We start from the raw sequence: 18,080 nt of genomic DNA, 5'->3' as shown, positions 1-18,080 counted from the left end.
CCCTTAATGACCTTTCGCTGGCTGAATCTCTTCAGGATCGCGATAAATCGCTTCTGCTTCATGTACAGATGGCTCAGGATTTGCCAATGCACGACGGATAACGCGAATTGCAGCAAACAACATGACAAAGGCTACAATCATAAAAAAAGCACAGAGTGCAGCATTAATCTGGTTCGACATCGCTACCGTCTGCATTTCTGCCACAGTTTTCGCTGGCGCTAGGATTTCATTATTGGCAATCGCCGTGTTGAAACGATCTGCCTGCGCCAAGAAACCAATCTTTGGATTTTCGTGGAAAATCTTTTGCCAGCCTGCTGTCATGGAAGTGATGAACAGGAACACTGTCGGGATAATTGTCACCCACACATATTTCTGTTTTTTCATCTTGAACAGAATGACAGTACCAAGAATGAGCGCCATCGCAGCCAAAATCTGGTTACCAATACCAAACAGCGGCCATAAACTGTTAATCCCGCCGAGTGGATCGACTACGCCCTGATAGACGAAGAAGCCCCAGCCTGCCACTGCAACCGCAGTACCCAACAGGTTTCCGAAGAAATTATGTGATTGTTTTACTGCTGGAATCACAATACCGACAGTATCCTGCACCATGAAACGACAGGCACGCGTACCCGCATCTACAGCAGTCAGGATGAATAGTGCTTCAAACAAAATCGCAAAGTGATACCAGAACGCCATCATTTCACGACTGTTGAAAATTTCGGTGATGATATGCGCCATACCAATTGCAAAAGTTGGCGCACCACCAGTACGCGACAGAATCGAGTTCTCACCCACTTCCTGTGCCAGTAAATTCAAGGCTTCAGGGGTTACCACAAAACCAAGGGTTCGCACTGCTTCTGCTGCGCTTTCTGCGGTAGTACCGAGCAAGGCTGCTGGTGAGTTAATCGCAAAATAAATTCCTGGATCCAGAATTGCAGCACAGATCAAAGCCATGATCGCTACAAAAGATTCCATCAACATACCGCCATAACCGATCATACGGATATCGCGTTCGTTGTTGACCAGTTTCGGTGTCGTCCCTGAAGAAACCAAGGCATGGAAACCGGAAATCGCACCACACGCAATAGTAATGAACAGGAATGGGAACATAGAACCTGCGAATACAGGACCAGTCCCATCAATGAATTTGGTAATCGCTGGCAGTTTCATTTCAGGCATGGCAAACAGGATACCCACGGCCAAACCTGCAATCACGCCAATTTTCAGGAAGGTCGACAGATAATCACGTGGAGCAAGCAATAGCCAGACTGGCAGTACCGATGCAATGAAACCATAAATGATCAGTGCCCAAGTGAGTTCAGTGCCAGAAAGCGTAAAGAACGGACCCCAATATGGATGTTGTGCGATGTTTTCACCGTAGATAATGCCCAGCATCATCAAGACAAAACCAATAATCGAGACTTCAGCAATTTTACCCGGGCGGATAAAACGCATGTAGATGCCCATAAAGATCGCAATCGGAATGGTGGCTGCAATACTGAATACACCCCATGGACTGTTAGTCAGTGCTTTAACAACGACTAGCGCCAATACTGCCAGAATGATGATCATCACGCCCAAGGCACCGAGCATCACGATAATACCGGCAAAGGTTCCGAGTTCCTGCTTGGCCATCTCACCGAGTGATCGACCGTCACGACGGGTGGAAATAAACAGTACCAGAAAATCCTGGACTGCACCGGCAAGCACCACACCGACTAACAGCCAGATCGTACCGGGTAAATAGCCCATTTGTGCTGCCAAGATCGGACCGACTAAAGGACCTGCACCGGCAATCGCTGCAAAGTGATGGCCAAACAGAACGCTTTTGTTGGTCGGCACATAGTCCAGACCATCGGCCAGACGATGCGCAGGCGTTAAACGGCGTTCATTCAGCTCAAATACTTTGGTGGCGATAAACAAACTGTAGAAACGGTAAGCAATGCTATAAACACAGGCGGCGGCAAGTACCAGCCAGACTGCATTGACATGCTCACCCCGACTCAGTGCTAGAACTCCAAAAGAGACTGCACCCACAATGGCTACCAGAAGCCAAATCATTTTCGAAGTCAGCGTCGACTTCTTTTGTAAAGTTTCCATTCAATCCCTCATATTGTGATGCATACAAATCAGCGTGATTGTTGTTGTTCGAGGTACTGCTGTTTTCCCTTGCGACTTTACGCCTGTTCTTTTGCTTTTCCTCTAAGACTTTGGCATAAAAAAAGGGATGATTTAAATCATCCCTCTCGATAATAGTCTATTTTCAAACCATTATGCACGTTCTAAATAGTCACCAGTACGGGTATCTACACGAACGCTTTCTTCTTGCTGTACGAATAATGGAACACGTACCACAGCACCTGTTTCAAGTTTCGCTGGCTTACCGCCACCGCCAGAAGTATCACCACGAACACCTGGATCAGTTTCAACGATTTTAAGTACGACGAAGTTCGGTGGAGTCACGTTTAAAGGCACGCCATTGAACAACATGATGGTACATTTTTCATTTGAATCGTCTTTTAACCATTTTGCAGCATCGCTCATTGCTGTTTTATCAGCTGCGATCTGTTCAAAGGTAACAGGATCCATGAAGTTCCACATTTCGCCATCGTTGTACAAGTATTCCATTTCTACTTCAACGATATCAGCCGCTTCTAGGTTCTCGCCTGATTTGAAAGTTTTTTCCAGAACTTTACCTGATTTAAGGTTACGTAATTTTACGCGGTTAAAAGCTTGGCCTTTACCTGGTTTTACGTATTCGTTTTCCATGATTGAACATGGGTTGCCATCAAGCATAACCTTAAGGCCTGACTTGAAATCATTCGTAGAATAATAGGCCATGACTGGCGCACTCCAAACTTACTAACTTTAATCTATTGATGCTATGGGCTGTTGCGATGTCATTTAGCAAGTCTGACACGAACATTGAGTTGCCACATGCACATTCATTTGATGTTGCGTATTCTAAATGAGCAATACACTTTGCCGCAATGAAAAAATCCGCTTTCACCCACTCAGGCTGTTTAAGTTACAATCAGACATGAAAATCCTTTGTTTATTCATGTCTTGCTCAACGTTAAAATACCATCAGGCGAGCACGAAGATCAGCATAGCTTAATCACTCTTTATTTTATAGCGCAGTGGATTATTGCGCTTCCGCACAAACTGTTAAACTGTGCCCATCAGGCTTTGTCCTCTCACTTATTATTGTTAATCTTCCGGCATGACGAACTATTTATATCAAGAACAAAACTGGCAATCACAGCTCAGCGACCTGATCACTGATCCACGCGAACTGCTTGAAGTGCTGCAACTCGCACCTGAACAGCTTCTCTCAGGCGCCATTTTAGCTTCTGAACAGTTTAAACTGCGGGTACCACGTGCTTTTGTGGGCAAAATGCAGACCGGAAACCCTTTAGACCCATTGCTTTTACAAGTGCTGCCCCATCATCTGGAACTGGAAGAACATCCAGGATTTGTTACCGACCCCTTGGGCGAAGAACAGGCCAATCAGCAACCCGGCGTACTGCACAAATATAAATCCCGTTTCTTGCTGACACTGACTGGTGCCTGTGCTGTACATTGCCGTTATTGTTTCCGCCGGCATTTCCCCTATCAGGAAAATCTGCCTAAAAATGAAGACTGGATAAATATCAAGCAATATCTGGAAAGCCAACCCGATATTAATGAAGTGATTCTGAGCGGCGGTGATCCACTGACCTTATCGAACCGGAAATTAAAAACCTGGATTGAACGACTAGAATCAGTACCACATCTCAAATTCTTAAGAATACATTCACGAGTTCCTATTGTGATCCCCAACCGAGTCGACGAAGAGCTACTTAGCATGTTAAAAAACAGTAGGCTACGTATTATTCTGGTGGTACACTCAAACCATGCATCGGAGCTGGATGACTTCACTTGCAAGCGTTTAAACCAACTGGTTCAACAGCAGATCACTGTTCTGAATCAGGCGGTTTTATTAAACGGGGTAAATGATTCTGCTCAGGTTTTAGTGGATTTAAGCTATCGCTTGTTTGATGCCGGGGTCATGCCTTATTATTTACATGTACTTGATAAAGTAAAAGGTGCGCATCATTTTGATTTAGCGCCTGACCATATTAATGAGATTTATACAGAAGTTTTAGCGAACCTTCCGGGGTATTTGGTTCCTAAACTGGTTCGAGAAATAGCGGGCGAGAAGAATAAGACACCGCTTTTTGGGGTTTCAACATTTTTGAGTTAAATAATAAAGATGAGCACGCATACTTCAGACATTTTTCAGACACCGACGGAACTTAAACGAGAGCAGTTGAGCTTTTGTCCAACCACTGCCAAGGCTTTGCAGGAATGGGTTGCGGGGATTTCGATTCTACAGCTGGGGAATTCCTCCAAATCCCTGTTTAATGCCTTATTGGAAGTTTCCGAGCTGAAATGTCCAGAAACCCTGCGCTTTGACCTGATTCAAGTCTTGCATCCCACCCTTGAAAATGTCCTGACCAGTCTGGAAAAGCATTTCGTCAATCAGGGCCTGATCACTTCCGACCGGAATGACCAGATCATTGAACTGGCCATGCTGCTGCGCAGTCATTTTGCCAAAATTTATATCGATATCGTCAAACGCTGTAATCATCAGCTGACGCATCAGAAGTTTTCGCTATTTTCTCTAGGCAAAAAGAAGAGCATTCAAACTGCCCGGATGGTATCGATTTATTATGCCCTGCAACAACTCACACTTCTGTTATATCAACAACATATGCTGTATAGCACGCCGGGTCTGGGACAATGGCTGGCTGCCCATCAACTGCTTGAATGTGCAATAGACAACAATTTCTATCAAAGCAATATCAATCAGGTATTAGGCACCCAGCATGATATCCAGAACATTGCACATGCCTATGCACAGCTGATTTTACTGGATATCTTCAATACTCATCAGATCCGGCCTGCAGAAATTCAGGGCCTGTATCTATGCAGTTTTGACTGGGCCAAACTGGTACAGATCCTGCCGAAGGAAACCACGCTGTCCCGTTATGTGGTCGATGCCAGCAAAGATCATCCGCCAATCTTTAATTCCCATCAAGAGCCACAGTTTCAGCCGAGCTTCTATATTTCCACTCAGAACCTGATGGATCATTTAACAGGTACTCAAAGCAAAAATGCCCAGTATCTGTCGCGGAATGAAAAACTGTTCCTGACCCCTGCACTGCATTTTCATATCTACAATCTGCTCTCGAACAATGTCGAGCGTCGTCATGAACGTTATGAATATTCAGCACAGATCAATATCTGCTTTGGCTTGAGCGTGGCGCATTTTTACCTGTCTAAAGGTAAAAACTTCAATGAAACCCTGGAACTCGATGCCAATTATAATTTCCAGAGCGAAAGCAGTTTTGTCAGCTCGATGGAAAACGCCATTCCAAGTAGTTTTAGCAGCATCAAGGCGCTCGATCGAGAAACCAAACAGATCCATAGCGCTGAAGTTCTGGATATCAGTGTCAATGGTTACCGGATTAAATGGACTGGTATTACCCCGGCTAACCTGAAAACCGGTGAATTCATTCTGGTTCAGGAAAAAACCCAGAGTCAGTGGCGTGGCGGTGTGATTCGCTGGATCAAGCAGTCAACGGATAAGAGCCTAGAAATCGGGCTGGAAATTTTGGCACAAGAGCTCTTTCCTTGTGCAGCTTATACCCGTACCGAACGTCATCATGTCAACTATCAGCCTGCCCTGTTGGTGAAAATGACGCAACTGGATCAGGTCTCGACCAGCCTGATTGTCTCTGGTTCACAGATGTTTAGGGAAAAACAAACCATTCATTTACGTCTTGGTCAGGAAGAAATCAAAATCTATCTGACCAAAGCACAACTGATTACGCAGAGTTTCATCCGTTTTGATTATGAATTACTCAATGATCAGGAAGAAGAGATGATCGAAAACTTTATCGATCAGCACATGAATGAAAGCAGAAATCATGATTTATGGGAAGCATTGAAGTGAGAAATCCATTATTGTCTAAAAAGTTAAAACGTACTGAAACACGTTTACTGATTATTGATGATAATCAAATTAGATATAACCAAATCCGTGATCTTCTGACCAGTCATGATTATCAGGTCGATGCTGTGCTGCTGGATGATCTGCAGTCTTTTGAAAAACAGCTGAATTTCAAATGGGATCTGCTTATTTTTGGGCGTGCCTACGATCTGAAATACGAACAGGCCTTAGGGATCGTGCGTCTTTCGCAGCAACCTGACCTTCCGATGATTTTGCTTAAACCGGATGATTATCAGGCTGAACAGTATGCGCAATATATCCGTAAAGGGGTATATGACATTCTCAACTTCGACTACTTGGAACGCTTTTATGTGGGACTGGTCCGAGCATTGTCATTTAGCCGTTTGTCACAATCTCAGCAACATTTAATGACTGAGCTGGAAACAGCTCAAATTCAGGCACAATCTTTGGTAGATGACAGCAACCGTGCTGTCGCCACCATTCAGGAAGGGATTCATATTCAGGCCAATGCGGACTACCTGAAACTGTTTGGCTTACAAAATGAAGATGAGATTATTGGTCTACCTTTGCTAGATCTGCTCCAGCCTTCAGATTTGAATGATTTTAAAACGCGTTTCAAAAAGATTTCTCAGGGTCAGTTTGATTTAGGTCGGGTCGAGATCCAGTCTTTGAATCCGCATGTGTCCGCATCTAACCCATTAAAACTGGAATTCTTGCCTTCAACTGCTGAAGAAGATGCAGTACAAATTAGCATTGATACCCAATCTCAAACGGTTTCTTCCGAGAAGACTCCTGGAAAGCCAAGCGTTTTTCAGTCACTTAAACGTGAACTCAGCAAGCAGTCTGCACCGGTGAATGCCTTGGTCACTTTCTCTTTTAGCGCATATGACCCGGAAGTTCTACAGTCTGACTGGGCCACTTTTAATGGGTACTTTGATGCAGTCAAAGAATTCCTCAAGGAACAGACCCATATTCCCCTGTTTAAACTGGAATATGATGTTGTTGTCGGTCTGTTCCAGGCAGACTCTAAAGCAATTCTTGAATCCAAACTGATCAGTTTAAATGCCTTAAGCAAACCGCAACTCATTACAGTGGGACAAAAGTCATTCCCTCTAAATTTGCGCTTGGGCTATGTCATGCTTGAACAGGGTTTGCAGGATGAAATGCACTGCAATAAGCTGATTGCACAAGCATTCTCCAACCCATTACCTAAAGCAGAAGTAGCATCTGAGTTTAAACTCGATATTCCTGTATCACTAAGCAGTCAAGCCTCTGTAGAAATGCCAAGTATAGATTTCAGTGTTGCTGAAACACCAGTTGCCAGCTCAACAACAGTTGCAGCCGTCAGTCCAGCAGTCACGTCTATTCCTAGCACCACACCTTCTATTTTGAAAGCCTTAAGTGAATGTCTGGAACGTGGCGAGATTCATTTAAAGTATCAGCAACTCTATGATAAAGAAGATACTCGGTTATATACCTATGAAGTGACCAGTGGCTTTATTTTTGAGAATAAATGGCAGGATATTTCTAGCCTTTTAGAACTTCATGAAGATGATGAACTGTCCATTAAACTGGATCGCTGGATTCTGGTTGAGGCCAGTAAACAGCTACACAACTTTATTACCCAGTATCCTGATGCAAGCTTAATTGTCAATTTGAACCGTGCCGTGCTATTTAAAGACCGCACCTTCCCGGAATTTATTTCCAAGCTGATTACGATTATTCGCAGCAAAGTGAAGCACCCGCTAATCTTGCAATTCTCAGAAGAAGATATTTTACTGAATCAGCAAGATGCACAAAAATATCTACGAGTGCTGTATGAACATGGTGCGCTGATTGCACTTCGTGATTTTGGTCAATCCATGTACAGTCAAAATTTACTGCGCGAACTTGAACTGGATGGTGTTAGCTTACATTCGAGCTTAACCAATATGCTTAATAAAGACACCGAGATTGAGCAGTTACAGGAAAAAATCACCAGTTACAACGAAATTAAGCCACTCAATATCCTGATTCGTGAATTAAATGATATGACACTTTTCGCGAATGCCTGGAACGTGGATGCCCGCTTTATTCAGGGGAATTATTTCCAGAAAAAACTCGATCATTTGATTGATGTACAAGATCACTAAGATCTTGTACAAGCCTGCGCATTTAGGAAATCGAATGATAATTTTTTAAATTGCAGGCACAAAAAAAAACGGGCTTAAAGCCCGTTTTTTCATTTTGGGTATTAACGTTTAACAGAACGTGACATACCAGCAAAACGTTGTTTGAACTTGTCGATACGACCGCCAGTGTCAACGTTCTTTTGCTTACCAGTGTAGAATGGGTGGCAAGCTGAACATACGTCTAGATAAAGAGTTTCTTTACCAAGAGCTGAACGAGTTTCGATTACGTTACCACATGAACAAGTAGCAACTAAAGTTTCATATTTTGGGTGAATATCGGCGCGCATCGTCGATTACTCCATTAGATTCAAGAAGGTTTAGCTGTCATCGCTATTGATCACTCTCAAATGAGGAAGCAGGAACATCGTTCATGCAGATCAACACCACAACAGACCATTCTTTTGGCCCACCGAGACGGATACCGTCAGAGCTAAGCACAACAAGTGGGCGTCATTATACGTGAAACGAATTCAATATGCGAATTATTCTTCAGCTTCTGATCCAGCCTCTTTGGCCCACAGATTGGCAATAATCCCGCAGACCATCAACTGAATCTGATGGAAAATCATGATCGGCAGGACAATCATGCCCAGCGGCTGGCCAATAAATAAAATTTGCGCCATCGGTACTCCACTGGCCAGGGTTTTTTTAGAACCACAAAAGAATGCCGTTTTCTGGTCAGCGCGGCTGAAGCCCAGCCAGCGTGGAATATAAAGTGATAATAACATCACAATGGTGAGTAACACCGAGCAAGCCAGCAATAGCAGCAACAAGGTACTCAGGCTCACTTCATTCCACAGACCAGCCACTACGGCGCTACTAAAAGCGCCATACACCACCAGTAAAATCGAGCCTTGATCGAAAACCTTGACGATTTTTGGCATTTTCATCATTTGGGGATAGATCCATGGACGCAGAATCTGTCCTAAAATAAACGGCACCAAGAGCAGCAGTGTAATCTGGATAATCGATGAAGTCGGATCAAAACCATGATCAGATTGACCGAGAATAAAAAATGCCACCAATAATGGGGTAATAAACATACCGATCAAATTGGAAAAAGAGGCGCTACATACCGCCCCGGCGACATTGCCATGAGCCACCGAAGTAAATGCGATCGAGGACTGCACGGTGGATGGCAAGAAACACATAAACAGGAAGCCCCAATACAGTTCCTGTCCGAGCATCGGTAATAAAATCGGCTTGGCCAAAAGTCCAAGAATTGGAAACAGGGCAAAAGTTAGCGCAAAAACTAAAGTATGCAATTTCCAGTGCATAATGCCCTGCAACACGGCTTCACGAGACAGTTTGGCACCGTGCAGGAAAAACAGGATGGCAATCGCTCCTGTCGTCACCCAGCCAAAGATTTCAGCCGCTTGCCCCGAAACTGGCAGCACACTGGCCAGCAAAACCATCACAAACAACAGTATCGTAAACCGATCCAATGCCAAGAACTTAAGCATATCCCTATAATCCCTCAGATTTTATTGTTTGATATAAAAATGCCCGGCTATCTTAACAGATGCCGGGCCCATGCTATGCACTCAGATTGATGTAATATTTTCATCTATACATGAATGCATTTCATATATCTCGCTACATCACACTTAGTTATTACGTGCATTGTTGTCTTGCTGGATCAGCTCGATCTTGTAGCCATCTGGATCTTCTACAAATGCAATTACAGTCACGCCACCTTTCATCGGACCGGCTTCACGCACCACATTACCGCCACGCGCTTTAATCTCTTCGCAAGCCTTGTAAGCATCATCAACTGCAATCGCGATATGACCATAAGCATTGCCCAGTTCATAGCTGTCTGTATCCCAGTTATGCGTCAATTCCAGTACGGTGTGATTTTCTTCATCGCCATAACCGACAAAAGCCAAGGTAAAACGGCCCTCTTCGTAATCACGCTTACGAAGCAAAGTCATGCCAAGTACTTCAGTATAGAACTTGAGAGATTGTTCTAAATTGCCTACACGTAACATGGTATGCAGCATGCGCATATTAATCATCCTTCTGTACAGATTGTTGTTGGTGTTCACCGAGCAGTTTTGCGACCCAAACCACCAGAATCAGGATCGGAATCCCGATTAGAGTAGTCATCAGGAAGAAATTCGGATAACCGATATTGGTGACTATAGTACCCGAATATCCGCCTAAAATCTTAGGGGTCAAAGTCATGAGTGAGCTAAAAATCGCATATTGAACAGCGGTAAAAGACACACTGGTCAAGCTCGACAAGAATGCAATAAACGCAGCACCAGCCAGCCCAGCAGCCAGATTGTCGACAATAATAGCAAAATAAAGCCACTTGTCGCTATAAGGTTTAATTACCTTACCACTGACTTCGACTGTATCTGAACTGTTGCCATCCACCACTGCCAAGGGCTGAATATCGACATCCAGATTCTGGGTACTAGCCAACTGATCATTGACCTGATAAACATGCGTGGTTTGCTGAAGTGCCTGATCATCTTGCATCAAGACTGCACTGATAATATGTGCAGGTGACTGAATCAGTTGCTGTGCAGGAATCGCGGCAGTAAATACGCCTTCACTTTCCAGTTTTGCCTCAATATTCTGATCATTGATTTGCAAAACAATCTTTTGATTTTCTTGCAGTGCTTCACCGACATACTGGCCGCGCACTACAATGGTCTTGTCCTGTTCAGCTACAGTGAGGCTATTGTCACTGGTGATCGGCAAGATCTGTAACTGGGTGCTGCCCTGTTCTGTGGTCAAATACGGCATATTGACCTGTACCGAGGCCTGATCAGTAACATCTCCATCCAGATAAGCAGCCGATACTTGTAGCTGTTTGCTCTGCGCCAGCACAGCACTCGGTATATCCAGCTTCCAGTAACCAACTTCATCGGTCTCTGCCTGATAAACCTGATTACCGGCTTTAACTTCCACAGCTGCCAGTTTTTCACCAGACTTGACCAGGCCGATAAAAATCAGGTTGGTAGAACAGGCCAGTACGGCACCGACAAACATCAGTTTCATGATGTTCATCTTCTGGGCCAAGAGCCCGCCAAGGAAACCACCGACTAAAGAGAAAATCACCCCATAGACTTTAACGGCCTCGGCAATCTGTTCTTTACTGAAATTCAGGTCCTGATAGAACACATTGGAAATGACGCCGGCAATAATATCGGAAACCCGATAAAAACCGATCAGCAATAACAACACCAATGCCAGTTTCAAGCCATAACGTTTAAAGAAATCTGCAACCGGATTGACCCAGGTTTCATAGGCCATTTGCTTGTTAACCGCACCCATTTTTACCAAGCTTGCACCAATCGCAAAGGCCACTGCACCCGAGCCAACAAAGCGCAAAGCTTCAAAACAGAACAAGGCAAAGGTATCTTGAATGGCGAATTGTTCGGTGATGCTGGCCACCAGATTGCCCGAATAGATATAGCTCAGGACAAAACTGATCACCGCCACAAAAAATACGGCGACTAAACGGAAATAATCACTGCGCACATAGTGTTTTCGCACACGGTCAACCTGCGGCTCCCGAATGGACAGTGTGGTGATAATACCGACCAGCATGACAGCAGCCATCGCCAGATAGGTCCATTTCCAGGCATCATAGATATAGTTGCCTTTCGCAGTTCCCAAATAGGCCGCCAGAAACAAGGCACCAGCACCGGCCACAATCATCCCGATCCGGTAACCTGCATTATAGGTGGAAGCCAATACGGTCTGCATCTGGGTTTCCGCCAGCTCAATCCGGTAGGCATCAATCACAATATCCTGCGTTGCTGCGGAGAAACCAAGCAGGACTGCACCGAGCGCCATTTGCTGTAAATGTGTTGCACCCAAAGCCGGATCAGAAAAGGCCATAATGGAAATGGCACAGACAATCAGAATCTGCGCAATCAGCAACCAGGCACGACGACGTCCCAGAGCCTTGGTCAGAAAAGGGACAGGAAGTTCATCAATGAGCGGTGCCCAGACGAATTTAAACGAATAGCCCAATGCGGCCCAGCTAAAGAAAGTTACTGCACTTTTGCTGATTCCGGCCTCACCTAACCATAAAGACAGACTGGAAAAAATCAGAAGAATCGGCACACCAGCCGAAAATCCCAAGAACAGCATGATCAATGCACGTCGATCTAAAAATGCTGTAAATGCGGATTTCCAACCCGTCGTTTGTGTTGTCATTGCTTTATTATTTTCCGCAGAAAAACCAATTGCTGCTATTCAATCCTGTAATAGCGTATCTTTCAACAAGATTTATATATTTATCACATTTCCGGTTTTTTATTTTCTGGCAAAAGCGACATGTTGGCTTGAATTTTTCAAGTAAATCTGTATACCTTAACTCTCATCAACGTAATATTTCGTTTTGGATTTTCAACAGTGACCCAGAGACTCGATCAAATTAATTCTTCTATTGCCAGCAACACCAGCACAACTCCACAAAAAATCCGCTCAGATTTACTTATCTCTGCATTTGAACAAAGCGAAATTAAAAATACTCTGGACCATACCCGGTTAACATCCACCCAGCTGACGCATATTCCAAACCTAGAAAAAATTCCTGCGTCAACCAAACGGATCAAGCCCCTGAATAACTTTTTGGGCCAAGATCGCGCACGCGCCTCAGTTGAGGCCGGGATTGCCCTGCCTTATTCCGGCTATAACATTTTTGCTGTGGGTACCGCAGGACTCGGAAAACGCACCATGGTGAAGCGTTTGCTGCAACAGCACGCCAAAACTATGGAAACCCCGAATGACTGGGTGTTCGTCAATAACTTTCAGAACCAGCGTCAGCCGATTGCGCTAGAACTGCCCTCAGGTCAAGGGCCGAAATTCCAGGCCATGTTGAATCAAAGCTGGCAAACGATCCTCAAGCAGCTTGAGCGCCGTTTTACTGCAGAGACCTATCATAACCGCATTGAAATGATTCGCCAGGAAACGGGTGATGAACAGCAGCAGGCACTGATCGAACTGACCAAAGAAGGCGCAGAACTGGATCTGAAGCTGATCTCGCGACATGATGAGCACTGTTTTGTCCCTGTGCATCTGATTGATGACAAATTGCAGGAAATGTCTCAGGAAGATCTGAATGCATTAAGCAACAAAGATCGTGCCGAACTAGCCTCTAACATGCGCTATATGGACAAGAAACTGGAACGTTTGGGTTTACACCTAGGTGATCTGGAAGATGATGCACGCGATCGCGTACAGATCCTGAACCGCGATATCGCCAAGCAGGTCGTCTTGCCGCGAGTCGAACAGATTCTAGCGAAATTCAAACATGTGGAAGGTCTGGAACATTATCTGAAATATTATGCCGAAGACATTATCAATAATGTCGAAATCGTGCTGGAACAGGAAGAAGATGACTTCACTCCGGCACTATTCAGCCGCGTTCCGGCACGTTATCAGGCAAATGTAATTATTACCCATAAGCCGAACAGTGGTGCACCGGTGATCTTTGAAGATTTTCCAACGCATTACAACCTTTTGGGTCATGTGGAACAACGGACCCAAAATGGCACGATTACCACCGACTTCACCCTGATTCGTTCAGGTACCTTGCACAAGGCTAACGGTGGCTTCCTGATGCTGGAAGCGGAACAATTGCTGGAACAGCCCTATGCATGGCAAGGCTTGAAGCGCGCGCTTAAATCGGGGCATTTAAAATTGTCCTCGCTTGAGCATATGATCACGTTAACCGGCAGCATTTCGATTGAACCTGCTTCGATTCCATTGAATATCAAGGTCATCTTGCTGGCTGAGCCTGAAATTTATTATGAAATTTTAGAGCTTGAACCAGAGCTGGGCAGCATCTTTAAAATCCGTGCTGATTTTACCGATACATTACAACGTAATGACGACAACGAGCAGGCCTATATGCAGCTGATTGCCGACTATGTGCAATCGGATAAATTATTACCTTTTGACCGTTCTGCTTTGGCGGCATTGCTCACAGATTCCAGCCGTCAGGCCGAAGATCAAAGTTCATTGTCATTACATGCCCTGACGCTGGGTGATCTGATCCGTGAAGCACATCATCATGCCTTCCAGGCCGGTGACAAGATGGTGTCAGAAAAACATATCAATACCGCACTGGATCATCGCAAATATCGTCTCGGCTATTTACGTGAACTGTATTGGCAAGATCTGACTCGTGGTACCCAATTGATCGAAACCCGTGGTCATCGTCTGGGCCAAATCAATGCCCTGTCGGTGATTCATTATGCTGATGTTGAGTTTGGTCTGCCTTCACGACTGACTGCTTCGGTGTATCAAGGTGGCGGTGATATTCTGGATATCGAACGCAGTGTAGAACTTGGTGGCTCTTTGCATGCCAAAGGTGTGTTACTGATGTCATCCTTCCTGAAAGCGCATTTTGGTCGTGAACAGACCCTGCACTTCTCTGCTGCGCTGGCCTTTGAACAAAGTTATGGTCAAGTCGATGGTGACAGTGCCACGGTAGCGGAACTTTCTGCCTTACTGTCGGCCATCAGCCAGTTACCGATTGATCAGTCCTGGGCCATTACCGGTTCCATGAACCAGCTGGGACAAGTACAACCGGTAGGTGGTGTGAATGCCAAAATTGAAGGTTTCTTTGATGCTTGCAAGTTACAAGGTCTGACCGGAAAACAAGGTGTGATTATCCCGCGTCAAAATATGCAGCATCTGATGCTGCGTAAAGATGTCACCATTGCTGTGGAAGAAGGTCAGTTCCATATTCACGCGATTGATACCATTGATCAGGCGCTGGAAATCCTGATGGCGCGTCCTGTCGGTACCTTGGATAAAAAAGGTCGCTATAGCAAAAATTCAATCTATGCCGCAGTAATGGCACAGCTGGATTATTGGCAAGCGATTGAAGATGGTGCCGAACTGGTCGAAGTGCCGAAGAAAAAGAAAAAAAAGAAGAAGAAAAAAGACAAGAAGCAAATCGTCGAGCCACAAACTGAAGTTGAAGCTGATGCTTCGACAGTTGAACAGCCGGATGCAGCGACAGAGGATTAACTCTGACCTTGACCTAAGCAAAAATAGAGCCAAAAAAAGCGCTTCTCAATGAAGCGCTTTTTCACATCTGAACTTAATTTAATACAAAATTAAGCATCAGCTGCCGGGCTATACTGTTCAACTAAAGGCTTTAATTCACCTTTTTGGAACATGTCGAGCATGATATCACTACCACCGATCAACTCACCATTGATCCAAAGCTGTGGAAATGTCGGCCAGTTGGCGATTTGTGGTAACATCGCGCGAATGTCCTGGTTTTCCAGAATGTTTACATAAGCAAACGGACGACCAATTTGACTGAGTGCTTCTACTGCACGTGCAGAAAAACCACATTGTGGAAATTGCGGTGTGCCTTTCATGTAAAGAAGTACTGCGTGTTTTGCAATTTGGTCACGAATTAACGCTTCGGTATCGCGTGCTTGTTCAGTCATTGATAAATCCTCAACTCATCTGTCTCGCATTATACCCAAATCCAGGCAAAACAGTATGTCTAAAGCAATAATTCCAATTTTATTTACAATTACCCTTTAAATCTGAGTGGGTTTTTGCTTATATAAGTTTTTCTTTCCACCTAACAGTTAAGAGTTAGTCATGAATAATATTACCCTCGCACCGGTACAAACTGATCAACCGTCTCATTTGATGCCTGTTTTTGGCCGTCAACCGATCAGCTTTGTCCGAGGACGAGGTGCATATCTTTATACCGAAGATGGTACAGAGTATTTAGATGCATTAACCGGAATTGCGGTATGCGGTTTGGGCCATGCGCATCCAGTCATTGCCGAAGCGATTGCTGAACAGGCAGCGACCCTGATTCATACCAGCAACCTGTTTGAAGTGCCTTGGCAAACCGCTGCCGCACAGAAACTGGCTGAAGTTGCAGGTATGGAAGAAGTATTTTTCTCCAACAGTGGCGCAGAATCAAATGAAGGTGCAATCAAGATTGCACGTAAATTCGGTCATATGCAAGGCATTGCTTCACCAAAAATTATTGTTGCTGACCAGTCTTTCCATGGTCGTACCATGGCCACCCTGTCTGCTACAGGCAATAAAAAAGTGCAAGAAGGTTTTGGCCCGCTGGTTGAAGGTTTTATTCGTGTACCTTTTGGTGATATCGAAGCAATTGAAGAAGCTGCAATCAATCATCCGGATATCGTAGCGATTTTGATTGAGCCTATTCAGGGTGAAGGCGGTGTGAATACCGCACCTCAAGGTTTCAGCTATTTAGAAGAAATTCGCCAAATCTGCAACCAGCATAACTGGCTGATGATGCTGGACGAAGTGCAAACTGGTAATGGCCGTACCGGTAAATACTTTGCTTATCAGCACACCAATATTATTCCGGATGTACTGACCACAGCCAAAGGCTTAGGAAATGGCTTCCCGATTGGTGCAGTCATGACCCAAGGTCGTGGCGTCGGTGTATTAACTGCTGGAAATCACGGTTCTACCTATAGCGGTACAGCACTGGGTTCGCGTGTGGTCTATACCATTCTCGATATTATGCGAAAAGAAAATATCGTCGCGAATGCGGCTGAAAAAGGTGCTTATATCGTTGACCAGCTACTCAACAAACTGGCAGATCAAAATGTCATCGTACGTGGTTTCGGTCTGATGATCGGGATTGAATTACCAAAAGAATGTGGTGATCTGGTTGCGATTGCACGCAATGAATACAAGATGATTATCAATGTCACTGCAGGCAATGTCGTTCGTCTGTTGCCTACCCTGAATATTACCCAGGAGCAGGCAGACCAGTTGATCGAACGTCTGGTAAAAATGATCAAAGCTTATTTGGCATAAAGCCCTAGCCTAAAAATTAAAAAAGCCGCTCTAAAGCGGCTTTTTTATTATTCTGCACTCTATGATGCGTTTTGTAACATACGTCCGCCAGAGATCTGGCTAAAATATTGTTTCAGGGTATCAAGACAACGAAGAATTTTTGTCGGTTGTTGTTCACGTTTCGGAATAACCGCATACAGTGTAATCGATGGCAGTCTCCATTCAGGCAGAACTTCAACTAAAGTACCGTTAAGCAAATCCTTTTTAGCATCAAGATATAAAACCTTGGCAATCCCATTACCCTGCAAGCACATCGATTTTGCAACCAAACCGTTATTGGTACTGAAACGGGATTTCAGTTCAAACTCGGCTTTTTCTGCAGTATTCACATGTTGGAAATGATAATACTGATGGTTTTTAAGATGCGTTAAAGGCAAGACCTCATGATTTTTAAGATCATCAGGTTTCGAAATAATGGTGCTTTGATTAATATAACTCGGTGTCGCCACCAGAATTTGCTCAATCTGCATCAATGGCACAACCTGAAGATTATGCTCATCATTTTTCTGTTCAAATCTTAGGGCGATATCAACTCGCCCATCCAACAAATCAACCTCATGATTGTTTGTTTCTAAATGTACTGCCAAGCCGCGATGTGCAGCTATCCAATGAGAAAGTGCAGGAATCACATGATTCGCGCATAATTCTGGCAAAGAAACGATACGCAGCTCACCCACGAGATCATCACGTAACTCATTGATCCGGACTTTACCGCGCTCAGCAGCAGATAACATTTCTTGACAGCTATGGAAAAAAGCTTGTCCCGCTTCGGTCAGACTTAATTTTCTCGTCGAACGATTTAGAAGTACGACTTCCATATCGTGTTCTAATGAGCGAATTTGTTGACTGACGGCGCTGGTCGTAATCCCTAATTCACGGGCAGCACCGCTAAACGAGTTCTTCTCCACAACGCAAGCAAAGACACCCATTGCTCGAAGTTGATCTAACATAAATTTCCCTCTAAACTTATGAGGTGCTTCATCATTTGATAAAAGCAACTTATTGTATTATACGGCGAAATTTACACTTTGCATTATTTA

Annotated in this window: 13 protein-coding genes; 5 read left to right on the top strand and 8 right to left on the bottom strand. The window is 44.5% G+C overall.

The genetic code is table 11. The features are described from left to right. Window positions 1-3: 3 nt before the first annotated feature. A complete protein-coding gene (locus FTT86_RS01210; RefSeq protein ID WP_004279748.1) occupies window positions 4-2,103 on the bottom strand; it encodes a carbon starvation CstA family protein in 2,100 nt (699 codons plus the stop codon). A 171-nt stretch (window positions 2,104-2,274) separates the two neighbouring features. Beyond that, window positions 2,275-2,844, bottom strand: coding sequence for an elongation factor P (gene efp, locus FTT86_RS01205; RefSeq protein ID WP_004279747.1), 570 nt, complete (start codon window positions 2,842-2,844; stop codon window positions 2,275-2,277). A gap of 382 nt (window positions 2,845-3,226) precedes the next feature. Here efp and epmB point away from each other — a divergent pair, with 382 nt between their 5' ends. Genes epmB through FTT86_RS01190 form a run of 3 tightly spaced genes read left to right on the top strand, consistent with a single transcriptional unit; the run spans window position 3,227 to window position 8,154 of the window. Beyond that, the gene (gene epmB / locus FTT86_RS01200) at window positions 3,227-4,249 is read left to right on the top strand and encodes an EF-P beta-lysylation protein EpmB (protein ID WP_005251335.1); all 1,023 of its coding nucleotides are present in this window, start codon (window positions 3,227-3,229) and stop codon (window positions 4,247-4,249) included. A 9-nt stretch (window positions 4,250-4,258) separates the two neighbouring features. Then, on the top strand, window positions 4,259-6,004 hold the full coding sequence (locus FTT86_RS01195) for a hypothetical protein (RefSeq protein WP_005251333.1): 1,746 nt from the start codon (window positions 4,259-4,261) through the stop codon (window positions 6,002-6,004). Beyond that, on the top strand, window positions 5,986-8,154 hold the full coding sequence (locus FTT86_RS01190; protein ID WP_180180408.1) for an EAL domain-containing protein: 2,169 nt from the start codon (window positions 5,986-5,988) through the stop codon (window positions 8,152-8,154). Before FTT86_RS01195 ends, FTT86_RS01190 begins: the two co-directional genes overlap by 19 nt. Window positions 8,155-8,255: 101 nt before the next feature. Here the strand turns inward: FTT86_RS01190 and rpmE are convergent, their stop codons facing one another. The 4 genes from rpmE to FTT86_RS01170 all read right to left on the bottom strand — a co-directional run bounded on the left by rpmE (window position 8,256) and on the right by FTT86_RS01170 (window position 12,372). Beyond that, entirely contained in the window at window positions 8,256-8,480 is a 225-nt protein-coding gene (gene rpmE, locus FTT86_RS01185) for a 50S ribosomal protein L31 (protein WP_004279743.1), read from the bottom strand. Between the two features lie 195 nt (window positions 8,481-8,675). Then, complete coding sequence (locus tag FTT86_RS01180; protein WP_071851929.1) at window positions 8,676-9,656, bottom strand: bile acid:sodium symporter family protein; 981 nt, start codon at window positions 9,654-9,656, stop codon at window positions 8,676-8,678. Window positions 9,657-9,800: 144 nt separating this feature from the next. Next, complete coding sequence (gene gloA, locus FTT86_RS01175) at window positions 9,801-10,202, bottom strand: lactoylglutathione lyase (protein WP_004279741.1); 402 nt, start codon at window positions 10,200-10,202, stop codon at window positions 9,801-9,803. A gap of 1 nt (window position 10,203) precedes the next feature. Further along, on the bottom strand, window positions 10,204-12,372 hold the full coding sequence (locus tag FTT86_RS01170) for an MFS transporter (RefSeq protein ID WP_071851927.1): 2,169 nt from the start codon (window positions 12,370-12,372) through the stop codon (window positions 10,204-10,206). Window positions 12,373-12,570: 198 nt separating this feature from the next. Between FTT86_RS01170 and FTT86_RS01165 the strand changes: the two genes are divergently transcribed. After that, complete coding sequence (locus FTT86_RS01165; protein ID WP_071851925.1) at window positions 12,571-15,198, top strand: Lon protease family protein; 2,628 nt, start codon at window positions 12,571-12,573, stop codon at window positions 15,196-15,198. 89 nt (window positions 15,199-15,287) lie between these two features. Here FTT86_RS01165 and grxD read toward each other — a convergent pair whose 3' ends face one another. Then, a complete protein-coding gene (gene grxD / locus FTT86_RS01160; RefSeq protein ID WP_004279738.1) occupies window positions 15,288-15,629 on the bottom strand; it encodes a Grx4 family monothiol glutaredoxin in 342 nt (113 codons plus the stop codon). Between the two features lie 160 nt (window positions 15,630-15,789). Here grxD and FTT86_RS01155 point away from each other — a divergent pair, with 160 nt between their 5' ends. Continuing rightward, window positions 15,790-17,001, top strand: a complete 1,212-nt coding sequence (locus FTT86_RS01155) for an aspartate aminotransferase family protein (protein WP_005251319.1) — start codon at window positions 15,790-15,792, stop codon at window positions 16,999-17,001. Between the two features lie 59 nt (window positions 17,002-17,060). On the opposite strand, the gene FTT86_RS01150 is transcribed toward FTT86_RS01155, so the two are convergent. Then, window positions 17,061-17,990 (bottom strand): LysR family transcriptional regulator, encoded by a 930-nt coding sequence (locus FTT86_RS01150; protein WP_004279736.1) that lies wholly within the window; start codon window positions 17,988-17,990, stop codon window positions 17,061-17,063. Window positions 17,991-18,080: the final 90 nt, after the last annotated feature.

Origin of the sequence: Acinetobacter sp. YH01021 (assembly GCF_013420255.1) — a bacterium.
Classification (GTDB): Bacteria; Pseudomonadota; Gammaproteobacteria; order Pseudomonadales; family Moraxellaceae; genus Acinetobacter.
Note: the sequence above shows the minus strand (reverse complement) of the source record. Positions and strands in the feature narration are given on the sequence as shown.